Raw genomic sequence first — 19,157 nt, 5'->3', positions numbered from 1 at the left:
TACAAATGTTTCGTTTTGATGACGAAAGACCTGTTTCCCCTAGGAATCGTTGACTTCCGAAATAAAATTCATCTATTGTTAATGAGATTGAAAAAAAGTGATAATATATTTTTCCGCATTTTTTCTTGCAAGGACGAATGAAGCAGACGAGAGGGGAAGTTTATCCATTATGAAACGTATTATTATTCGTGCAGGTATGACACCATTCGAACAGTTCGATGCTCCTTATTTGATGAAACATAATTCCATTGGAGGAAACGTTGGAAATCTCATTTATCAATACAGTATCTTTCGGACGTTGATGACAGAAGGTACGACGATTACACCGGACTATTACTATTACGATGAAGAACGGGCGGACGAAATCAATGCCAACTTTGATCTTTATGTCATTCCGTTAGCGGACGCATTCCGAAAAGAATTCGTACCGACGTTGCGGAAGTACACCCGCCTTATCAAGAAATTAAAAATTCCAGTCGTCGTCATTGGTGTAGGATTACGTGCACCGTTTGAACCAGACTTAGATGGTGGATTCCCGTTCGATGAAGATGTTAAAGCATTCGTCAGTGCCGTTCTCGAGCGCTCAAGCATGCTTGGTCTTCGTGGGGAAATCACGTCGAAATACTTGACGCGTCTTGGTTTTCGCGAAGGCATTGATCATCGTGTCATCGGATGTCCTTCGATGTACGCGTTTGGTCGCGACTTACATATTCGTGAAACGAACATTACGCCCGAGTCGATGATTACGGTCAACTCGTCACGTTTAGCACCACAAAATGTTCTTGATTTCATTACGCGCGGAATGGAAGAGTATCCGAATCATTACTTCATTCCCCAATGGATGAAGGAACTGAAATTGACGTATACAGGAACGCATCCGATCGCAGATTTGTCCGTGACGAACTATCCGGTGAAGATGTCGGATCCTGCTTACATGAACGATCGTGTTCGTTTCTTCTTGAACGCACAAACATGGTTCGATTTCATCGGGCAGGCAGACCTCAGTTTTGGTGCGCGCTTGCATGGAAATATCACAGCAACGCTTGCGGGTACGCCGAGTATCCTCATTCCAAAGGATGCACGAATGCGCGAACTAACGGATTATCATCAGTTGACGCATATTTGGGCGAACGACATCAAAGCGGATACACAATTATCCGACGTCGTAGCCAATGCTGATTTCCAAAGTCCAGTACGTGTTCAAGCACGTAACTTCGACAACTTCGTTGATTTCTTGAACGTGAATGATCTTGAACACATTTATCAAGAGACGAACTATCCTGAGAATGTACCGTTTGACCGTCAAATGGCGCAAGCGGAACTACTTCCACCGGTTCAACCGATTTCTGGCGTGAGTCTCGAAGAAGCAGTAGCTCGTTTCGAACGCTTCTTCCCAGAACAAGTGAAAAAAATCGCAGATACACAAATAAAGGCAAAAGAGAAATTAGCCGAAAAAGATAAAAAAATCGCGGATGCGCAAAAACAGGCAAAAGCGCAATTGGCCGAAAAAGATAAGAAAATCAAAGCATTGCAGAAACAGACAACGACGACTCAAAAAGATCAAGAAATTGCGGCGCTCAAAGCACAACTGGCTGCTCAAACGAAGAAAATGAAGCATCAGCAAGGAACATTGAACCGGAAAGCGGTTCGGGCAGCCTTAAAAACAGCGGATTTATTTGCTAAAAAATAAAACGTTCTAACATTCCGGATCATTACGATACGGAATGTTTTTTGGTAGGAGTATTCTGAATTGCGTTGACAATTCGGAAAAGACTTGATAGGGTTAGGAACAATTACATACTTATCCAGAGAGGTGGAGGGACTGGCCCTATGAAACCTCAGCAACAGGTCGAAAGATACTGTGCTAATTCCTGCGGGTGTTGCACCCGATCGATAAGATTTCCGAATTGTCGACCGACGCATCCGTGAGGATGCGTTTTTTGTTTGAAATAGGTGGAACGAGGAGGAAATGGATTCATGAAAACGAGCGGAGCTTTTCGACGCAAGATGGAATCACGTCATCTGATCATGCTGTCGTTAGGAGGCGTCATTGGAACAGGATTATTTTTAAGTACAGGTTATACGTTGGAACAAGCGGGACGTGTCGGAACGATTTTGTCGTATTTGATCGGAGCCGTCGTCGTCTACTTAGTCATGCTAAGTCTTGGCGAACTCGCTGTACACATGCCGGAAACCGGATCATTCCATAAGTACGCAACGAAGTATATCGGACCCGGTACCGGTTATACGGTGGCCTGGCTCTACTGGCTGACGTGGACGGTCGCCCTTGGTTCAGAATTCACGGCAGCAGGCATTTTAATGCAACGTTGGTTCCCGTCGATTCCAGTCTGGGTGTTCAGTGCATTATTCGCTGCGATGATCCTTGGTATCAACGTCTTGAAGGTCCGCGTATTTGCTGAAGTCGAGTTTTGGTTCTCCGCCATTAAGGTCGTAACGATCATTGCTTTCATTTTACTTGGTGCGGGAGCCATCGTTGGCTTCATCCCATTACAAGATGGTAGCCCAGCACCATTCTTTTCTTCCTTAACGGAAGGAGGATTGTTTCCAAATGGAGCATTTGCGATCTTCATGACGATGCTTGCTGTGAACTTTGCTTACTCAGGAACGGAATTGATCGGCGTCGCAGCGGGTGAAGCGGTCGATCCGAAGCGGACGATTCCGCTTGCGATCCGAACAACGATTTTGCGACTCGTCCTCTTTTTCGTCGGTACGATCATCGTATTAGCCGTCTTATTGCCAACGGAAGGGAAGGGCGTGCTCGAAAGTCCGTTCGTTGCGGTGTTCGAACGAATCGGAATTCCGTATGCGGCAGACGTGATGAACTTCGTCATTCTGACAGCGATCTTGTCGGCAGCGAACTCTGGGCTTTACGCTGCCTCCCGGATGCTTTGGTCGCTTGCGAACGAACGCATGATTCCGCGCTTCTTCGCCCAGGTGACGCCCAGTGGGGTTCCACTTCGAGCTGTATTGTTCAGCATGCTTGGCGGAGGACTTGCTTTGCTGTCTAGCATCTATGCAGCAGGAAGTGTCTATATTGCGCTCGTCTCGATTTCCGGCCTTGCTGTCGTCGTCGTCTGGATGAGTATCAGCGTTGCGCAGTATCGCTTCCGGAAACAATTCCTCCGCGAAGGGCATACGGTCGACGAATTGGTCTATCGTACACCACTCTTTCCATTGGTACCGATCGCCGCTTTCGTCGTCTGTTTGATTTCCCTGATTGGTATCGGATTTGATCCGACGCAACGAGTCGCCTTGTATTGCGGTATCCCATTCATCGTGATCTGTTATGTCGTTCATGCGTTCACGAATTCTTCTCAGAAACGGAGTGTTGAAGATGTCCCGAATCAAAAATCCAGTTGATCAACGATTACAGGAAGTTCCTTTCCTAATTTTAGATGGTGCGCTTGCGACTGAACTCGAACAAAAGGGATTCGACCTGAACGATCCACTCTGGTCAGCACGCCTCTTAATCGAAGCACCGGAACAGATTGAGCGTGTCCATCACGATTACTTTGAAGTGGGCGCCGATGTTGCGATCACCTCAAGCTATCAAGCAAGTATCGAAGGATTCAAGCAACGTCACATCACGACCGAGGAAGCACAAGCGTTAATTCGACAAACGGTTACCTTAGCGCAAGATGCACGGACGCGTAGCGGAAAGAGTGCCGCATTGATTGCGGGATCAGTTGGTCCTTATGGTGCCTACTTAGCAGATGGTTCTGAGTATCGCGGTCATTATGGTGTGTCAGCAGATGTGCTAGAAGCCTTCCACAGACCGCGCATCGAAGCCTTGATTGAAGCGGGGGCTGATCTGCTGGCATTCGAGACGATTCCGTCGCTTGAGGAAGCTGTCGTGTTGTTCGGGATTCTCGAAGCGTTCCTGGAAGTATCTGCTTGGCTGACGTTCTCGCTTCAAGATGCGACGCACATCAGTGAGGGAACACCGCTTGCGATATGCATCGAGACAATCGGACAGCATCCGCAACTTGCAGCAATCGGTGCAAATTGTTTTCCAGCATCCTACGCGACCGACTTCATCCGTCACGTTAAGACGTTGACGAGTGTTCCAATCATCGTCTATCCGAACTCCGGTGAAGTCTATGATCCGGTCGCAAAGACGTGGTCGGGTACGAATCAGTGCACGTCGTTCCAAGCCATCGCAAAGACATGGTATGAAGCTGGAGCACGATTGATTGGCGGTTGTTGTAGAACTTCACCGGAACATATCGCGCAAATTCGTTCGGTTTGCCAGGTTTCTCATACGTGATGAATGATGACGAAAAAACGGACACGAAATCGATTGATTTCGTGTCCGTTTTTTTAATGGTGTGATTCCATTACCGTTCGCGCAAGGCGCGATTGAATTGTTGCAATAGGCGTCCGAAATCTTCTGCATCATCCGCTGGCCAGTCTGTCAGTAGACGTTCGATGCTCGCGAGACGTGCGGTTCGGTAGATGGTGAGTTCTTGTTGTCCTTTATCTGTAATATGATAGAAGAAGGCTCGCCCATCTGTCGGATCTTTTACTTTTTCAACGAGTTGCTTCTGATCGAGTGCCGCTGCTTGGCGACTGACGGTCGAGACATCGAGCTGAAGTTCACGGGCAAGTGTTTTAACACCGACGTTGCCGGAATCCGCTAATTGTCGCAGTAAGAGATAAGAAGCACGGTCCAAATTACGATTGTCTGCCGTCGCCGTCGTTAAGCGCCGGATCAGGATCGCTAACTCGAGTTCAATGGTTTCGAGTGATTGTTGAGACATCGGGTATCTCCCCTTTCAAAAAAAGTCTCTCTGTCCCTCATGATTACCCAATGTGGATAAGCTGTCAATGCGAAAAGCAAGAGGCTTGACAGAGTTGTAGTTGTATTATACAATCATTTTTGTTCTTTTAATTGTATCATACAACTTTCGTAGATGAGAAACGAACGACAAAGGAGAATTCAGATGAAAGCTTATGAGTCGATGAAACAAGAGGTCATTACGGTAAACGATACAGATCTGATTCGTACGGTCATCGAACGATTCATTCAATCTGGTATTAGCGGCGTACCCGTCATCAATGCCGAGCAAGAGGTCGTCGGTTATATCAGTGACGGAGATATCATGCGCGCGATCGGAAAACACAAGGACATCATCGTCGATACATTCTTATATGTAGATGTCATCAAAGGAGACGAAGAAGATTATGAAGATCGAATTCGTCATATCTTGAATCGACCTGTCATGGAACTTGCACGCCGGAAGGTTGTAACAGCAGACGCTGATACAGAAATGGAAGAGATTGCAGCAACGCTCGGTTCAAAACGGATCAAAAAGCTTCCAATCCTTAAGGCAGGACGTCTTGTTGGGATCATTAGTCGAGGCGACGTCATCCGCCATTCGTTTAAACAGTTCATATAATACATTCAATAGAAAGAAGGGACACTATGGCACTTGCTGAAAAAACAACGACGCTTGAGCCGGAAACGGTATTAGCGGAAAGCAAACATGGATTATTCCATCAACCGGTTGCTGTTTGGGCAGTCTTTTTCGCCAGTATTACAGCATTCATGGGAATGGGCCTCGTCAATCCCGTGTTACCGACGATTGCCGAGAATTTAGAAGCGTCCAAAAGTGAAGTAACGCTCTTATTTACAAGTTATAACGCCGTCATGGCATTCGCGATGTTAATTACAGGCGCGATCTCATCACGGATTGGTCAAAAAGGAACATTAATGCTCGGGATCGCCGTCATCGCAACTGTTGCTGGTTTTGCTTCACAAGCAGACAGCATTTGGACGCTCGTCGCGTTACGCGGTGGATGGGGACTTGGGAACGCTTTGTTCGTTGCAACCGCACTTGCTGCGATCGTTTCGCTGTCGTCAGGCGGAACAGCAAAAGCCATCATTTTGTATGAAGCAGCCGTTGGTCTTGGGATTTCGATTGGACCGCTATTAGGCGGAACACTCGGTTCGATCACATGGCGCGCCCCATTCATGGGTGTTGCGACAATCATGGTCATCGCGTTTCTCGTCTTGCTCTTCTTGATGCCAAAACCAGCAGCATCTGCTGAACCAAAACAAAAGTTATCATTAAAAGCACCGTTCCAAGCGATGAAGCATCGTTCGCTCTTGACACTCGGAATCGTCGCAGCACTTTATAACGTTGGGTTCTTTACGATCATGGCCTATGCACCATTCGTCATGAAACTACCAGCGAAAGGACTCGGATTCGTATTCCTCGGTTGGGGGATGTTGCTTGCGATCACATCAGTCTTAACGGCTCCGAAACTGAAACAATGGTTCGGAACGATCAAAGCGATGATCATGATGTTGATCACATTCGCGATCTTGCTTCTTTTAATGGGAATCTTCACGGAAACTCCAGCCGTCGTCATCGTCTGTGTCATCTTAGCGGGAGCTGTGCTTGGGAATAACAACACGCTCATCACGACAGCTGTCATGGATGCAGCACCTGTCGAACGTTCGACAGCATCTGCGGCATACAGTTTCCTACGTTTTCTCGGGGCAGCCATCGCGCCATTCATGGCCGGTAAATTGGCTGAAATCTTCAACGCAAATCTACCGTTTTATGTCGGAAGTGGCTTCGTCCTCTTATCCGTCATCATCATCGGGGTCAATCTCAAACACATTCGCCATATCGACCGGACGGAAGGCGGACATTAATTCGATAACAAGACAGCCGAAGCGCATTCGCTTCGGCTGTTTTTGATTGAAATCAAGAGGGGTACATGGTTCTTAACGTGCGGATCGAGTGCTCGATCATTTCCCGAAGTACGCCTAAGTCGATGTCAGTCAGTCGTTTGACGTAGATGCAGGACTTACCGCGTCGATACGTACCGAGACTGGCAAGCAGTCGTTCTGAGACTGCGTCTTCACCAAGCGCGAGATAAAGGACGAGGTTCGTCTTCCGCGGAGAAAAGCCGACATAAAAGCTGTCGCCCTCGCGGCCGGAGGCGTAACGGTAATGGTAGGAACCAAAACCAATCAAGGATGAACCCCAAAGGACGGCTTCATATCCCGTGACATCTTCGAAGAACTGACGTAGTGTGATACCATCTGCTTGACGTTGCGGCGGTTCGACTTGTGTCAGAAAGGCATCAACGGACTGTTCGGTAGGACCTGTCTTTGGCGTATCAGGCATAAGCAGACTCCTTTCGGATGAAGAAGATATGGGTTACTTTCGAGAAGTGCTAGTAAATATCCTGTGGCTCAGAGGTGGAAATCGAATGAAGCATCGTATCGTGTTTCGAGGAGAAGAAAGCAGTGTATCATGGGACATCTTATACGTATATCCAACGCAAGAAGAACTAACGATTCAGATGGTAGGGCGGAATAGTGAACACCAGTTTTCAGTTACATTCAATCAATATGATGCGTTCATCCGTAACTTTGCTCACGTCCATGAGTCGTTACACGGTGAAGTCGTATTCGAGCAGGGAGTAATTCGTCTCCGCTTACGCTATGACCGACTTGGTCGTGTCTTCATCAGTTGGTCTGACGGACAAACGAGTCACCAGTTTCGCAGTGATCAAAGTTATTTAAGTGAGGCGTTAGCACAACTTGGCGTCTACTGAATCAGCTGATGAAAGGCGCTAACACAAAAAGAAGGGACGACATTCGGTTACAATATCGAATGTCGTTCCTTCTTTTTTTAATGTGATGGGAGCGATTGATGTAATGGTGTGTTGATCAAGTTGAAGCAAAACGCAATCGTTTGTTCATATTCGGATAACGGAATCGATTCATCCACTTGGTGTGCGAGACGGAAATCATGGAATGAAGCGATTGCGATTGGAAATGACTTTTTCGCTTGGCTGAACATCGCACCATCCGTTCCACCTGGAATAGCGATTTTTCGTGGTGTCACGCCGCTAACCTGCTCCATCGTATCCGCGACCTGTTGCAAGAAAGGCGCCTGTTCATCGGTTTCACAAGAAGGAATATCCTTGATGACGGTCACGTTCATATCAAACTCGGAATCTTCTGCTACAAGACGACGCTCGATAGCTGTAAAGGCAGCAAGAACGTCCGCTCGACCGAACCCGGGAATCGTCCGAATATCCATATAAAAGGAAGCCTGACTCGGAACGACGTTCGGTCCTTCGCCTCCTTTTATGGATGTGATTGACGCGACGACCGGACCAAGCGCCGGATGATGATTTGCTGTAATCGAGAAGCGTTCCGACTTCACTTCCTGGATGACGCGATAGACGTCATCGATCGCATTACGTCCGAGTTGAGGGGCAGAGCTGTGTGCACTTTTCCCACGACATGTCACTTCGATCCCAACGACACCTTTTTGTGCATAACCGATCATTCCGCTTGTTGGTTCTGTGATCAGTAAAGCGTCTAAATCATCCGCGTGTCCTTGTTCGGTCAAATGACGAGCACCCGTCATTCCATTCTCCTCATCGGATGTAATCAGAAGTTTGATAGTGTTTGGTCGTTCTTGACGTTCTCTATATTGAATCAGTGCTTGCACCATTGCCATGACACCTGATTTCATATCAGAAGCCCCACGACCATAGATGCGGCCGTCTTCGATTTCGCCACCATATGGATCTTTCGTCCAGCCGTCTTCTTGAACTGGAACCGTATCGAGATGACCAGATAGACCGAGGACGGCAGGACGTGAAACATCCTCGCTCGCAGGGACGGTCGCGACGAGACAAATTCGTTTTGGTGAAACTTCAATCCATTCTGTCGAGATCTGATGATCGACCAATACATCGTATACGTAACGTGCGACGGCTTCTTCTCCATCCATCGGATTGACACTTGGAATTTGAAGACACCGTTGTAAGTAAGTAATCGCTGTTTGCATGAATTTTTCCCCCTTTACCTGTAGTGTACCCTGATAAAAATACTTCAGGGAGGTAAACTGATTCAGAAAATAATTTACGGTACTGAACGTCTTGAGGTAAAAGAAAAGCGGTGCAACTAAAGGGTTACACCGCGCATTACTCATTCACTTTTTTCTGCTTCGTCTTTCCACTTCGAATCGATTAACATCTCTCCCGGCCATGTATAAGCCATGATGCCGCCATCCGCCGTGATGTCCTCACCTGTGACATATGAGCTGTCGTCAGAAGCAAGGAAGAGGGCGACCGTTGCCATCTCGCGTGGTTTACCGAGTCGACCGAGTGGTGTGATCCAGGCGTTCGCATCGCGGAACTGTTTGCCTTGTTCTTTTTCTTTTTCACCGACGAGTGTATCGATGAGTGGTGTTTCAATCGTTCCTGGCGATAACGAATTGACACGAATACCATGACGCGCGTAATCGATTGCCATCGCGCGAGTGAAGTTCGCGATTCCGCCTTTCGCTGCGTTATAACCAGACCGGTTCAAGTCAGCTGCGCGACCCGACATCGATGACGTGTTGATGATCGAACCACCGTTATCCAGCATGAGTGGAATCAAGAATTTACTGACGAGGAATGTACCGCGTAAATCGACAGCGATGATCCGGTCGAAGAGATCGATTGGATACTCGTGGACTTTCCCGCCTTGTTCATCGATTCCGGCATTGTTGAAGAGGACGTCGACCGTACCGTATGTCTCTTTGACATGCTTCGCAAGTTGCTCAACACTCTCGACGTCTGAGACGTCAACATGGACGGCTTCCGCTTTCCCGCCTTGTTGTGTAATCTGTTCTACTGTTTGTTGTGCTTTTTCAAGTGAGACATCGGCACAAACGACCGTTGCTCCTTGTTCTGCGAATACAAGCGCAGTCGCTTGTCCAATCCCTGTTGCCGAGCCGGTAATGACAGCTATTTTTTGATCCAGTCTACCCATTGCTAAATCCCTCCTAAGTCGTATCGTTCACCTTATGAAACATTCCCGGAGAAATGGAGATTAAACCCATCGATGCGTCTAGTAATAGAAGATAAGGGGTACATCTACAACAGCATAATCGCTGTAAAAAGGGAGATGAGAACGCTGACATCCGATCAATGGCAACTTGCTAAAAAATTATTACAGGAAGCTGTCGAGTATCAAATGACGCTCGAGAAAAGTACGTTCGCAGATCAACTGATTGATCAAACGACACCTGTCCTTTGGTTTGGTGATGCGACGCGTAGCAGTTGGGTGACGATCGCGACGAACCCATCCCGAACGCAGTTTTTAGACCGGACGGGCGCATTACGATTCGACGAGACCGGTCCGCTCTTTATTCGTCCGAAGTCGATGTCATGGGAGGATTATCTCCAGGAGGAGACGCTGACAGATTCAATCCGGCGCTTCAATCGTTACTTTAAACAACCAAATGTGTACCGGACCTGGTTCGGTCGACCTGGTGGCGGTAAGCTCGAAGGATTCTTGAACGGACTCGGTGCGTCGTTTTACGAAAAGACGTTTGATCCAGTCATTCACTTGGATTTTTTCCCGTTTCCGACACACCATTACATGGGAGCGATCAAAGAACGCAGCGTGTTGGAAGATAGTCCGTTCGGTCAAACATTTCTAATGCGCCTGCTTGAACTGTTTTCGATAAAAGGAATCATCCTGCTCGGTAAGGAACACACGGAACGATTTGCGAAGCTCGAACCAGATATCGATTGGACAACCTATCGACCAACGGATTATCCAGACGCGATTTTTCAAATCGGCTTCTCGTCACGATTTCAGGTCCCCGTCGTCGGACTCCACTTCAAACCGAGTGAGCAGTTCATCGGTCTCGGTAATCGAAAGGATGAAAAAGGCGTCAGCCATGGCACCTATGGGTCAGCGGAACACTTACGTCAAATCGGAAAAATCGTCCGTGAAAAAGTCGCGACATACAGTGAAAAAGGTGATTGACAGATATTTCGAACTCCCTAATAATAGGAGATGAATTAGCACTCTGTATGATTGAGTGCTAAAAAAGGGAGGCAGAATGAGCATGGAAACGAAACAATTTAAGGCGGAATCAAAACGATTGCTGGAGATGATGATTCATTCCATCTATACGCATAAGGAGATTTTCCTGCGCGAATTGATCTCGAATGCTAGTGACGCCATGGATAAGATGTACTACAAAGCATTGACGGACGAGACGATTTCGTTCGAAAAGGAACACTACAAAATTACGATCGAACCAAATAAAGAAGCGCGTCAACTCATCATTCGTGATACGGGAATCGGAATGACGAAGGAAGAACTAGAAGAGAATCTCGGTACGATCGCAAAGAGTGGGTCGCTTGCCTTCAAGGCAGAGAATGAAGCACAAGATGGTCATGATATCATCGGTCAATTCGGTGTCGGATTCTATTCTGCCTTCATGGTCGCAGACGTCGTCACTGTCGTTACGAAACCGTACGGCAGTGCAGTCGCTTATAAATGGGAATCGCGTGGTGTCGAAGGTTATACGATCGAGGAAGTCGACAAAGAAACCGTCGGAACGGAGATTACGCTCCACATCAAGGCGAACGAGGAAGAAGAATCGTATGACGAATACCTCGAGACGTATCGTCTGCGCAGCATCATCAAGAAATACTCGGATTTCATCCGTTATCCGATCGAGATGAAGGAACTCGAACGTCAGCCGATCGAAGGCAGTGATGAGACGGAAGAGGTCGAGGTCGTCAAGACGATCAACAGTATGGTGCCGATCTGGCGGAAGAACAAACGAGAATTGACAGACGAAGACTATGCGAATTTCTACCAAGAGAAGCGGTATGGTTTTGACAAACCGGCAAAACACATTCATATCAGCGTCGATGGCGCCGTTCGTTATCAATCGATCTTATTCATTCCGGAACAGGCACCGTACGATTATTATTCGAAAGAATTTGAAAAAGGACTCGAGCTTTACGCGAATGGTGTGTTGATCATGGAAAAATGCAGTGATTTGTTGCCGGATCACTTCAGTTTCGTCAAAGGAATGGTCGACTCGGAGGACTTATCGCTTAACATCTCGCGTGAGTTGTTGCAACACGATCGTCAATTGAAACTGATCGCGAAAAATATCCAAAGTAAAATTAAAACACAACTCGAAGCACTTTTGCGCGAAGATCGCGCGAAGTACGAAACGTTCTATCAAGCGTTCGGACGTCAGCTGAAGTTTGGTATGTACAATGATTATGGCATGCATAAAGAACAGGTACAGGACCTGATCCTCTTCTACTCAGCGAAGGAGAAGAAGTTGATCACGCTCGCAGAATACGTCGCAGCGATGCCGGAAGACCAAGCGCATATCTACTACGCCGCTGGTGAGAGCACAAATCGTTTGGATAAATTACCGCAATCCGAGCTCGTCCGTGATAAAGGATATGACATCTTGTACTTCACGGAAGAGATCGATGAGTTCGCGATTCAGATGCTGATGACGTATGACGAGAAAACATTCAAATCAGTTACGAGCAGTGACTTAGGAATCGAAGCAGAAGAAGCAGAGACGACAGAGGCACAAGTAGAAATGTTCCAAGCGATGCAGGAGATCTTAAGTGGACAGGTCAAGGAAGTCAAAGCATCGACGCGTCTAAAATCGCATCCTGTCTGCTTTGCGACAGACGGCGCCGTCTCAATCGAGATGGAGAAAATCTTGAAAGCGATGCCGAATAATGAAGGGGTAGAAGCGGTCAAGATTCTCGAGTTGAACCCGTCACACCTGGTGTTTAAATCTCTTGAATCAGCTTATCAAAACGACCGTTCGAAATTTGAGCGCTATACAAAACTGATGTATCAACAAGCATTGCTTGTCGAAGGACTCCCACTCGAGGATCCAGTAGCATTCGCGAATGATGTGTGTTTATTAATGGTTTAAATTGAAATGACGCTATCCGTATGAGGATGGCGTCATTTTTCAAAAAAAGAATGAGCTACTCCGCAAAATGCTGAATGAGCTGTTTCATTAAGTACGGTTGATTCTCTTCAAACTGTTTTTTCCGATGACCATTCGCACCAGATGGATGAGGGAAGCCTGAAAGAAGCTGATGCTGTTCGATTCGTCCATCATGAATCAAACTACGGACTTGTGCTTCGACGACACGACCAAGTGGAATCAACAGTGTCGGTTTTCGTAGCTGATTGATTTCAGCGACGAAGTGTTCCTCCGCATAATGTCTCAATAAAGGACTGCGACTGATCTTCGGTTGATGCCCCGAATAATTTTTTTCCCGATAGAAGACGGGTTGCTTTAACAGTGACGTCGGATGTAATAATTCCTGATGTTGATGAAATAAGCTAGCCGTCGTCTCGATTCCAAGCAGTGCTGGAAGCTCAAGTGCATCTAACATCTGGACGAGATTACGTCGCATCGTTCCAGCAAAACTGGCTGTATATTTGACGAGCCGTGCCGTCTCTTCTAGCGAAGCACCATGATGGAGCGCATCCGTCGCTTCCTCAAAGGCGATTCGCATCTGTTCAAAGCCAGGTGTGATCCCGACGATGACGACTTTAGCCTCAGTATTGATATATTCACCGATCGGAGAATAATAGACGGTTAGATTATTCTCCTGTTGCAATAAAAAATCATCCGTCCATAATTCATCACGTCGTAACGTACGATCGTCAGGTAAGCTACGAATGACTTGTTCAAATATAGTTAACGAATTCATGAAAGGTCCTCTTCTCTCTGTATTGGCACTATAATAACAAATAATACCATTTGAGACAAATACACCCTTTCACTATTTTGATATGGGCACACAAAAAGGACTCAAGACGAGTCCTTTTTAGTTTATTGCGCGCGTTCTTTGACCGAAGCGACTTCGTACGTCAGAATCTCGCTACCGAGCATTGGCGATTCTCCCGCTTCACTATTCGCCGGTCGACTATGGGACGCTTTGAAATCGTCACTTTCCCGCCATGCTTGGAAACTCTTCATATCTTCCCAGTACATGTTGACGTTCATCTCATCATGTTCTTCGATGTTTTGTGTCAACAAGACCTCGACGCGGATGAATCCATCCATCGTATCAAGTCCACTTGGACGTGTAAAACGAGGAGCGAGGGCAGCAGCCATGCCTTTTTTGACTTTAATACGGTTCGTAACGACGATCATCATGAAATCCCCTTTCAAAAAACGAATAATGTACTTCTTCAGTATAGTACGATGAAGGAAAGAATGCCGGAAAGAAGGAACAAACGATGAATGAACAGGAATACGATCAACGACTACGAATTGAGACCATTGAGATGCAACATCTTTATAGTGTGTTCAGTCACTACAATCGATATGAACCAACGCCCTATGCAGCACTAGACGAACTGTGCGAAACGTATTTGTTTCAAAAACAGGATACTGTCATTGACTTCGGATGTGGGAAAGGGCGCTTGAACTTTTACTTACACGACCGTTTTGACTGCTCCGTCATCGGAATCGAGATGAACGGACAATTTTACGAAGACGCGATCCGGAATATGGGGAACTACCAAAGTCGACGGAAGCGGCGTTCCGGAGGTTTACGATTTGAACAGGCGTATGCCGAGCAGTACGTCATTCCGGATGAGGCAAACAAGTTTTATTTTTTCAATCCATTCTCTTCGCAAATTTTCATGAAAATAGTCGATCACATCCTAGGTTCAGTCGAGCGCTCCTCGCGTTCAGTTGATCTCATTTTGTATTACCCAACTGATGAATACCGGGAATATCTAGAGCGCCATACCGTATTTGATCAAGTTGATGAGATTCGATTGCGGGATCTTTATGACAAAAATCACGACGAGCGATTCGTCATCTATCGTTTTGATCCGAACAAACTGCTTCAAAACGGGTATGAATACAGTGATGAGCGAAATAAGGGATGAGGAGGTCGGATGATGATCCGTTTGGAGCATGTGACGAAGGAATTTGCGCCGGGACGCGGGATATTCGATGTCAGTTTTACGGTTGAGCCGGGTATGATATTCGGTTTTATCGGACCAAATGGATCCGGAAAATCAACGACGCTCCGGCATTTGATGGGACTACTGGCTGCGGACGATGGAAGAGCAACCGTCGGCGGTTTTGATTGCTGGAATCAAAGTAAAGAAGTAAAACAGTTGGTCGGTTATTTACCGGGTGAAATTAGTCTGCCTGGAGACATGACAGGAGCAGACATGCTGGATTTGATGCAGCGACTACACGGCAGCGATCCGGCACGGCGGCAATTGTTGTTGAAACGGTTTCCCTTTGAGACGAAGACAAAAATTCGAAAGATGTCAAAAGGAATGAAACAAAAACTGGCACTTGTCGGTTGTTTCATGAAGGATGCGTCGGTCTACCTACTCGATGAGCCGACAAGTGGACTTGATCCCTTGATGCAAGAGCGTTTTTTAGAGTGGATTGAACAGGAGAAACAAGCGGGAAAAGCGATCTTGATGAGTTCGCATCACTTTCCAGAGATGGAAAAGTCGTGTGATCGAGCCGCTTTAATCAAAGCGGGCCGCATCATCGTCGAATCCGATATTCATGCGTTGATTCGATCGAGTCGAAAGGTGTACACGATCGTTTTTCAAAGCGACACGGAGGCGGCGCAATTCGCGATGCAAGTCGGCGTTGAACCGAAGCGGACAGAAGTCAGTTTTCAAACGGATGAGACGTTGACCTTAAATCAGGTGATTGCTTTTTTAACGCAGTATGATGTGCGATTGATCCGACAATCGGCGGATGATCTAGAACAGGTCTTTTTGCATTATTACGGCGAGGAGGAACCATCGTGATGTTGCTAATCCGCTCTTTATTCAAGCAAGTCAGAAAGCCTGTTCTTGCTTATTCGATTGGAACGAGTCTTTATTTGTTGATGCTTGCGTTGCTTTATCCATCGATGATGAAGACAGGTTTACTAGAAGCAAAGCTAGAAGCGTTACCTCCGGAAGTCTTGAAAGCCTTTCAATACGATAAGGTGACAGGATTCAATAATGTGCTTGATCTGCTCGGTGGGAATTATTACGGATTGATCTTCCAAGTCATCGCGAGTCTATTTTTACTCTCGCTAGCAGCACGACTCGTCGCGCGACCAATCGACAATGGAGAATTGATCGTCTACCTAGCGGCACCGATCACACGAAATGACTATACGTTAGCAGTTGCAAGCGTCATCGGACTCGCTAGTCTTCTTTTCGTCACGCTGAACGGTCTCGTATTGATGGTAGCGGATTGGTGGATGAGCGGAATTACGATCGATACTATGGTATTATGGCGAATTCAACTCAATGCGCTAATGTTACTCTTTGCAATTGGTACATTTACGTTATTCATTGCGACGTTATTCGATGAAGAACGACGTGCTTTTTCGCTTGCTGGTAGTGTACTCGTCCTATCGATCGTCTTGACGATTCTGTCTGAACTGAGTGACAAGACAGAGTGGCTCCGTTATCTATCCGTCTTCTCCTTATTCAATACGACGCAATTACTAGAAGGAACGAATCATTTTCTGCTCCATTCGGTCATCCTATTCGTCCTATTTCTCATTTTCTTGACTGGAGCATTCGTTCAATTCGGGCGTCGAAGTCTGTCGATTTGATCGAAAGCGACGAAAAAAATTTACAGAAACTGAACATTTAGGATTTGAACGTTGCGTCACGCGCTGATTTTTACTAAGATAAAGGAATGTTGTAGTTCTGGAAAAAGAAATGAGGTCTTTTGAAATGAATAAACCATCCATTTATGGATTAACGCTTGAGCAGATGACAGAATGGTTATCGAATCAAGGGCACAAACCATTCCGTGCCAAACAAGTATGGGATTGGCTCTACCGTAAACGTGTCACGACTTTCGCGGAAATGACGAATGTCAACAAGGATTGCCTTGAGTTGTTAGATCAGAGTTTTACGATTGACTCGATGACAGAAGCGGTCAAGCAAGAATCAGCAGACGGAACAATCAAGTTCCTCTTCAAATTATATGATGGCAACTTGATCGAAACGGTTTTGATGCGTCATAAATACGGTCTTTCTGTCTGTGTTACGACACAGGTTGGCTGTAACATCGGCTGTAGCTTCTGTGCAAGTGGTCTCATCAAGAAGAGCCGCGACTTGTCAGCAGGCGAAATCGTTGAGCAGATCATGAACGTTCAACATCACCTCGATGCAGTCGGAAACGAAGAACGTGTCAGCCACGTCGTCGTCATGGGTATCGGTGAACCGTTCGATAACTTCGACAACATGGTCGACTTCTTGAACGTCATCAAGGACCACAATGGTCTTGCAATCGGTGCGCGTCACATCACGGTTTCAACAAGTGGTTTGGCAGACAAGATCTACAAGTTCGCTGACTTAAAACTCCAAGTCAACTTAGCTATCTCGCTTCACGCACCAAACAATGAATTGCGTACGCAAATCATGAAAATCAACCGGGCGATTCCGCTTGAGAAATTGATGCCAGCAATCGATTATTACGTTCAAACAACGAACCGTAAAATCACGATCGAGTATATCTTGCTTCGTGGCGTCAACGACCAAAAAGAACACGCGGTCGAACTCGCGAAATTGTTTGAAGACAAACGTCACCTGACGTATGTCAACTTGATTCCGTACAACCCAGTCGATGAGCACGGTCAATATCAACGCAGTACGTCTGAAGATATCACGACGTTCTACGATACGTTGAAGAAGAACGGCTTGAACTGTGGTGTTCGTCTTGAGCACGGAACAGATATCGATGCTGCGTGTGGTCAATTACGTAGTAAGCAAATCAAAAAAGATAAAGTAGCATCCAAATAATTCGTTGGGCTTCTCATCGTTTCGGTGGGAAGCTTTTTTTACGATAAGAAATGAGGACATCCTATGACACGTATACGATTCAATGATTTTAACTTAAGCACACCGATTCTCGACTCGATCGAGCAACTCGGCTACACGGCACCAACCGAAGTCCAGCAATCGGTCATTCCCGTCGTATTATCTGGAAAAGACGTCATCGTCAAATCACGCACAGGAAGTGGGAAGACGGCTTCCTTCGCAATCCCCCTTTGTGAACTCGTCGAGTGGGAAGAAAACAAACCACAAGTCTTAGTCTTGACGCCAACACGTGAGCTTGCTTTGCAGGTCAAAGAAGACATCATGAACATCGGACGCTATAAGCGGATCAAAGCGACGGCCGTCTTCGGCAAGCAACCGTTCCGTGGACAAGTCACGGAACTCAAACAAAAGACACACGTCGTCGTCGGTACACCGGGACGTGTACGCGATCATATCGAGCGGGGCACGCTATCGCTTGAGAAAATCCGTTACGTCGTCTTGGATGAAGCCGATGAAATGCTGAATATGGGCTTCCTCGATCAAGTCGACGCCATCTTGTCCGAGTTACCAAAAGATCGGATGACACTCTTATTCTCTGCGACCTTCCCGGAAGATATCGCACAGTTGAGCAATCGTTACATGGATGCACCGAAACGAATCGAAGCGGGTGAAACCGTCGTCTCAACGATTACGCATAGTTATATTCCGGTGACGGATAAGACGAAATTCGCGATTCTAAAAGATGTCCTCGTCGCTGAAAACCCGGATCGCTGTATGATTTTCTGTCGGACGAAAGAACATGTCGATTTCGTTGCGAATGGTCTCCGTGCACATGACTATCCGGTTGAAGCGATTCACGGAGGAATGGAACAAGACGATCGACTCGATGCGATGAAGGCGTTCCGTGCCGGTAAATTCCGGATTCTCGTTGCAACAGACGTCGCAGCACGCGGTATCGATATTGAGAACATCACGCATGTCATCCAGTATGATCTCCCTGTCGAACGAGAAAGCTACGTTCACCGGACCGGTCGGACGGGTCGTGCAGGAGCAACTGGACAAGCAATTAGTCTCGTCACACCAGCAGACGAACGTCGCCTGAAGGAAATCGAGCAATATCACGGGAAGCTGACACGCCGCCAAGCACCGACGGAAAAGGACTTGATGCGGACAGCGGATGCGTTCGAAGAGAAAATGGCGACGGCAGATACGCGTTCGTCGAAAACGGAACAGCTCGATGCCGACATCATGAAGTTGTTCTTTAACGGCGGAAAGAAAAAGAAACTTCGTGCCGTCGACTTCGTTGGAACGATCGCGAAGATTGAAGGCGTCACAGCAGACGATATCGGGATCATCTCGATTCAGGATACGTTGACGTATGTCGATATCCTGAACGGCAAAGGTCCGCTTGTCTTACGAGCGATGAAGACGACGAAAGTCAAAGGGAAACAATTGAAGGTATATGAAGCATTCAAGAAGTAAAACAAGCCGG

The 19,157-nt window shown here is 46.8% G+C and carries 19 protein-coding genes and 1 riboswitch; of the genes, 13 read left to right on the top strand and 6 right to left on the bottom strand.

Features of this window, described 5'->3' with window-relative positions:
• The first annotated feature begins 169 nt into the window (after positions 1-169).
• The 3 genes from B3S86_RS13620 (at position 170) to mmuM (ending at position 4,288) form a co-directional block, all read left to right on the top strand.
• Positions 170-1,690, top strand: a complete 1,521-nt coding sequence (locus B3S86_RS13620) for a polysaccharide pyruvyl transferase family protein (protein ID WP_290753706.1) — start codon at positions 170-172, stop codon at positions 1,688-1,690.
• A gap of 108 nt (positions 1,691-1,798) precedes the next feature.
• Positions 1,799-1,900, top strand: a riboswitch (SAM riboswitch).
• A gap of 77 nt (positions 1,901-1,977) precedes the next feature.
• Positions 1,978-3,381: an amino acid permease gene (locus B3S86_RS13615; protein ID WP_290753703.1), complete on the top strand. Its 1,404-nt coding sequence runs from the start codon at positions 1,978-1,980 to the stop codon at positions 3,379-3,381.
• Positions 3,356-4,288 (top strand): homocysteine S-methyltransferase, encoded by a 933-nt coding sequence (mmuM, locus tag B3S86_RS13610; RefSeq protein WP_290753700.1) that lies wholly within the window; start codon positions 3,356-3,358, stop codon positions 4,286-4,288. The genes B3S86_RS13615 and mmuM overlap by 26 nt, the downstream gene beginning before the upstream one ends.
• A 70-nt stretch (positions 4,289-4,358) precedes the next feature.
• Here the strand turns inward: mmuM and B3S86_RS13605 are convergent, their stop codons facing one another.
• The gene (locus B3S86_RS13605) at positions 4,359-4,781 is read right to left on the bottom strand and encodes a MarR family winged helix-turn-helix transcriptional regulator (protein ID WP_035411811.1); all 423 of its coding nucleotides are present in this window, start codon (positions 4,779-4,781) and stop codon (positions 4,359-4,361) included.
• Positions 4,782-4,964: 183 nt separating this feature from the next.
• On the opposite strand from B3S86_RS13605, the gene B3S86_RS13600 reads away from it, so the two are divergent.
• The gene (locus tag B3S86_RS13600) at positions 4,965-5,420 is read left to right on the top strand and encodes a CBS domain-containing protein (protein WP_035411814.1); all 456 of its coding nucleotides are present in this window, start codon (positions 4,965-4,967) and stop codon (positions 5,418-5,420) included.
• A 26-nt stretch (positions 5,421-5,446) separates the two neighbouring features.
• Positions 5,447-6,685: an MFS transporter gene (locus B3S86_RS13595; RefSeq protein ID WP_290753694.1), complete on the top strand. Its 1,239-nt coding sequence runs from the start codon at positions 5,447-5,449 to the stop codon at positions 6,683-6,685.
• Positions 6,686-6,737: 52 nt separating this feature from the next.
• Here B3S86_RS13595 and B3S86_RS13590 read toward each other — a convergent pair whose 3' ends face one another.
• Positions 6,738-7,163 (bottom strand): DUF1801 domain-containing protein, encoded by a 426-nt coding sequence (locus tag B3S86_RS13590; protein WP_290753691.1) that lies wholly within the window; start codon positions 7,161-7,163, stop codon positions 6,738-6,740.
• Positions 7,164-7,248: 85 nt separating this feature from the next.
• Between B3S86_RS13590 and B3S86_RS13585 the strand changes: the two genes are divergently transcribed.
• Positions 7,249-7,596, top strand: coding sequence for a hypothetical protein (locus tag B3S86_RS13585; protein ID WP_290753688.1), 348 nt, complete (start codon positions 7,249-7,251; stop codon positions 7,594-7,596).
• A 77-nt stretch (positions 7,597-7,673) separates the two neighbouring features.
• Here the strand turns inward: B3S86_RS13585 and B3S86_RS13580 are convergent, their stop codons facing one another.
• Together B3S86_RS13580 and B3S86_RS13575 are read right to left on the bottom strand one after the other, a co-directional pair.
• Entirely contained in the window at positions 7,674-8,846 is a 1,173-nt protein-coding gene (locus B3S86_RS13580) for a M20 family metallopeptidase (protein WP_056064719.1), read from the bottom strand.
• 140 nt (positions 8,847-8,986) lie between these two features.
• Complete coding sequence (locus tag B3S86_RS13575) at positions 8,987-9,817, bottom strand: SDR family oxidoreductase (protein ID WP_056064722.1); 831 nt, start codon at positions 9,815-9,817, stop codon at positions 8,987-8,989.
• 135 nt (positions 9,818-9,952) lie between these two features.
• Here B3S86_RS13575 and B3S86_RS13570 point away from each other — a divergent pair, with 135 nt between their 5' ends.
• Together B3S86_RS13570 and htpG are read left to right on the top strand one after the other, a co-directional pair.
• On the top strand, positions 9,953-10,822 hold the full coding sequence (locus B3S86_RS13570) for a hypothetical protein (protein WP_290753680.1): 870 nt from the start codon (positions 9,953-9,955) through the stop codon (positions 10,820-10,822).
• Between the two features lie 82 nt (positions 10,823-10,904).
• Positions 10,905-12,767 carry a molecular chaperone HtpG gene (gene htpG / locus B3S86_RS13565; RefSeq protein ID WP_035411832.1) on the top strand — a complete coding sequence of 621 codons (1,863 nt, stop codon included), beginning with the start codon at positions 10,905-10,907 and terminating at the stop codon, positions 12,765-12,767.
• Positions 12,768-12,822: 55 nt separating this feature from the next.
• On the opposite strand, the gene B3S86_RS13560 is transcribed toward htpG, so the two are convergent.
• Positions 12,823-13,560, bottom strand: coding sequence for a hypothetical protein (locus B3S86_RS13560; protein WP_035411835.1), 738 nt, complete (start codon positions 13,558-13,560; stop codon positions 12,823-12,825).
• A 122-nt stretch (positions 13,561-13,682) separates the two neighbouring features.
• A complete protein-coding gene (locus B3S86_RS13555) occupies positions 13,683-14,006 on the bottom strand; it encodes a heme oxygenase (protein ID WP_035411837.1) in 324 nt (107 codons plus the stop codon).
• Positions 14,007-14,092: 86 nt separating this feature from the next.
• Here B3S86_RS13555 and B3S86_RS13550 point away from each other — a divergent pair, with 86 nt between their 5' ends.
• The 5 genes from B3S86_RS13550 (at position 14,093) to B3S86_RS13530 (ending at position 19,147) form a co-directional block, all read left to right on the top strand.
• Complete coding sequence (locus tag B3S86_RS13550; RefSeq protein ID WP_290753675.1) at positions 14,093-14,752, top strand: methyltransferase; 660 nt, start codon at positions 14,093-14,095, stop codon at positions 14,750-14,752.
• A 12-nt stretch (positions 14,753-14,764) separates the two neighbouring features.
• A complete protein-coding gene (locus B3S86_RS13545; RefSeq protein ID WP_290753672.1) occupies positions 14,765-15,646 on the top strand; it encodes an ABC transporter ATP-binding protein in 882 nt (293 codons plus the stop codon).
• The gene (locus B3S86_RS13540; protein WP_290753846.1) at positions 15,646-16,449 is read left to right on the top strand and encodes an ABC transporter permease subunit; all 804 of its coding nucleotides are present in this window, start codon (positions 15,646-15,648) and stop codon (positions 16,447-16,449) included. The genes B3S86_RS13545 and B3S86_RS13540 overlap by 1 nt, the downstream gene beginning before the upstream one ends.
• 124 nt (positions 16,450-16,573) lie before the next feature.
• Positions 16,574-17,647 (top strand): 23S rRNA (adenine(2503)-C(2))-methyltransferase RlmN, encoded by a 1,074-nt coding sequence (gene rlmN / locus B3S86_RS13535; RefSeq protein ID WP_023469793.1) that lies wholly within the window; start codon positions 16,574-16,576, stop codon positions 17,645-17,647.
• A 63-nt stretch (positions 17,648-17,710) separates the two neighbouring features.
• Positions 17,711-19,147 carry a DEAD/DEAH box helicase gene (locus B3S86_RS13530; protein ID WP_035411845.1) on the top strand — a complete coding sequence of 479 codons (1,437 nt, stop codon included), beginning with the start codon at positions 17,711-17,713 and terminating at the stop codon, positions 19,145-19,147.
• Positions 19,148-19,157 lie beyond the last annotated feature (10 nt).

This window comes from Exiguobacterium sp. UBA3968 (assembly GCF_002385115.1).
Taxonomy (GTDB): Bacteria; Bacillota; Bacilli; order Exiguobacteriales; family Exiguobacteriaceae; genus Exiguobacterium_A.
This window is presented reverse-complemented; position numbering and strand designations above follow the sequence as displayed.